Origin of the sequence: Gemmatimonas sp. (assembly GCF_031426495.1) — a bacterium.
GTDB lineage: Bacteria > Gemmatimonadota > Gemmatimonadetes > Gemmatimonadales > Gemmatimonadaceae > Gemmatimonas.
In genome coordinates this window covers 1-2,868 of record NZ_JANPLK010000052.1, presented here as the reverse complement: position 1 = coordinate 2,868, position 2,868 = coordinate 1, and the positions used below count along the sequence as shown (strand labels likewise).

Here is a 2,868-nt window from a genome sequence, read left to right as displayed (position 1 = left end):
TGGACTTGACTCGGCTTTCCGGACACCAAGCTAACTCCGCGTAGATTGTCGGAGTGGAGGTGTGACGATGGCGAAGGCAGCGAAATCGATCAAGCGGACGCGGCGGATCTTTAGTGCCGAATTCAAGCAGGAAGCGGTGCGGCGGATGGCGGAGCGCCGGGCGCAGGGCGTCAGCGTGCAGCAGATCGGACGCGACTTGGACGTGCGGCCCGAGATGTTGCGGGTGTGGGCGCGCCAGCTCGCCGCGCAGGGCGGGGCGCCGCTGGCGGACGTGTTTCCTGGACAGGGCCGGTTGCCGAGCGAGCAGGAGGAGGTGCGGCGGCTCGAGCGCGAAGTGAAGCGGTTAGCGCAAGAGAATACGTTTTTAAAAAGTGCGGCGGCGTATTTCGCGAGGGAGTCGCGGTGAGCGACAAGTACGCCGCCATCACCGCGCATTGGGGCCAGTTTCCGGTGCAGCTCATGTGTCGGGCCTTGGACGTCAGTCTGAGCGGGTACTACGAGGCCAAGGCGCGCCTGGCGCAGGGGCCATCGGTCCGCGCGCGGGCCGATGAACGGTTGCTCGTGCACGTCCGCGCCGCGTTTACGAAGAGCCATGGCCGCTACGGGGCGCCGCGCCTCCTGCGGGCACTGCGCGCGCAGGACGTGCATGTGGGGAAGCATCGCATCGCGCGCGTGATGCGTACCGACGGCCTGCGGGCGCGCGTGCCGCAGGCCTTCGTGTGCACAACGGACTCGCGACACGCGCACCCCATTGCGCCGAATCTGTTGGCGCGGCGCTTCGCCATCACCGATCACCCGGTCCAGAATCGCGCGTGGGTCGGCGATATGACGTACATCCCGACGCGCAGCGGCTGGCTCTATCTCGCGGTGCTGATCGATCTCGCGTCGCGGATGGTGGTGGGCTGGGCGACGAGCGCGTCGATGGCCACGGCGCTGCCGCTGCGTGCCCTGCAGCACGCCATCGCGCGTCGGCAGCCGGCCCCCGGACTGATCGGGCACACGGATCGCGGAAGTCAATATGCGAGCGCGGAGTACCGCGCCGCCCTCGCGCAGCAGCAGATGCGGCAGAGCATGAGCCGCAAGGGGGACTGCTGGGATAACGCGGTGGCCGAGAGTTTCTTTGCGACGCTCGAACACGAACTCCTCGCGCACACCGTACTGCATTCGCATCACGACGCCAATGTGGCCCTGACGGACTTCATCGAGCACTGGTACAATAGGGAGCGGCAGCACTCCACGTTAGGCTTCGTGAGTCCGCAACAGTACGAGGACCAGCTCCGTCAAATGGCGCGAGCAGCGTAAACCATGTGTCCGTCAAATCGGGTCAGGTCCACTTCGTCGTCATTGCGACGTTCACCCCGTCAGACAACTCGACCTCAAGCACAAACGACGAGCTCGACGAGTAATAGAGATCCCAGCTTGTACCTACTGAGACTCCGTTGACCTTCCACACGACGGTTGTGTAGGAAAGGTTCGAACTTGCCATATAGTGACAAGTCGCATTCGGTTGAATCGTCGCAGCGCCGGAGATGCTCGCGTTCCACGCGTAATAGTTTGGAGGCGTTCCTGAGGGTACGATAGAAAACGTGAGTCCGCTGGACTGGATCTCATTGCGAACGTACATGAACTTGCTGAAGACTCCACGATGATACGGCCACGTAATATTTGCCACCATAATTCCAGCAGCCGTTGCAGAGCCTCCGGAATAGTAGAATACCGGACCGCCGCTATCTCCTCCCTCGTAATCACTTTCCACGATGTAAGAACAACGCAATGCCTGTCCGTTGATTGAACGGATAAGGAAAGTCGTCCCAAGTAACACAGGTGTGCAACACTTCGGAGTATGTCCACCCCGATACAGCGCCGATTTGATCAATATCGCTGCCTTGCACAATCGATGAGGTCTCTCCAACCACTTCGATGTAGGGATTGACGTTCGAGATAGTTGTGTCGGTGCCACTATTAAGCGAGCGTGTGGAGGGCCGGGCGAGATAGCCGACCTTAACTTTTCGAACCGTAGTATCCACGAGACTCAAATTGGCGTCGCTGTATCTGTAGTGGTTACACGACCAGAAGAATGGACAAGTACCAGGCTGCATGTCCCAAGCTTCGCGCGCGACGGGTGGTACGTAATTGTTGTTGGGCTGCGCCATGCTCGTTGTATCGGTGTCCCATTTGCTTTGCGAGCAGTGCCCTGCACTTATAAACCCCTTTGTACCATCAGAAATACTTGCAACGAATCCGATGGTGCATCGCGACCATCCTCCGACATTGTTCCAGTAGATCTGATAGCCTCCGGCCAGGGAATCCGCTTTGTCTCGCAGATGCGCCGGTGTCGAGCTTCGCAGCTTCTTTGCGGATGTCGGCCTCGCTCCTTCCATCGCGAACACATTTAGCGAGTGCCACGGAATGCCGAGTCGAGCAACTTCGAGGGCGAAGGATGATCTCTCCGAAAAATCAATCCCGCTCGCGACTCCAATCGAAACTCGGTTTCGACCCTCATCCAAGTCGACCATAGTCCAACGCAACGCTTTACGTGCACCCACGATGGAATCTCGCCATACCGCCAGCTGTCTGATGGAAAAATCCGCCTTCACAACAGACACTTTCGGAAGCGCGCTGTTGAACTTTGAGTAGATGCGGCGGTTCGCGATACGGGAAAGAACGGCAGACTTCACCGCAGCAAATTGCGAAGGATCAGTCGCCGACACTACAAAGTCCCCAGATCTAGTGGAGCGTAAGTGAAATGTGGATAGCACGAGACTTGCACCCGACGGCGGTATGTTTACGCCGACTATGGACCTCGTGCTCGCTCCCGATGATCGCCGCACCCTCGAACAGATGCTCCGCCAGACGACGCTGAGCCAA

Annotated in this window: 3 protein-coding genes; 2 read left to right on the top strand and 1 reads right to left on the bottom strand. The window is 59.4% G+C overall.

From position 1 onward, the window contains the following. Positions 1-67: 67 nt before the first annotated feature. Together RMP10_RS14250 and RMP10_RS14245 are read left to right on the top strand one after the other, a co-directional pair. A complete protein-coding gene (locus tag RMP10_RS14250; RefSeq protein WP_310570878.1) occupies positions 68-406 on the top strand; it encodes a transposase in 339 nt (112 codons plus the stop codon). Continuing rightward, the gene (locus RMP10_RS14245; protein ID WP_310570877.1) at positions 403-1,302 is read left to right on the top strand and encodes an IS3 family transposase; all 900 of its coding nucleotides are present in this window, start codon (positions 403-405) and stop codon (positions 1,300-1,302) included. Before RMP10_RS14250 ends, RMP10_RS14245 begins: the two co-directional genes overlap by 4 nt. Before the next feature lie 443 nt (positions 1,303-1,745). On the opposite strand, the gene RMP10_RS14240 is transcribed toward RMP10_RS14245, so the two are convergent. After that, positions 1,746-2,711, bottom strand: a complete 966-nt coding sequence (locus tag RMP10_RS14240) for a hypothetical protein (protein WP_310570876.1) — start codon at positions 2,709-2,711, stop codon at positions 1,746-1,748. Positions 2,712-2,868 lie beyond the last annotated feature (157 nt).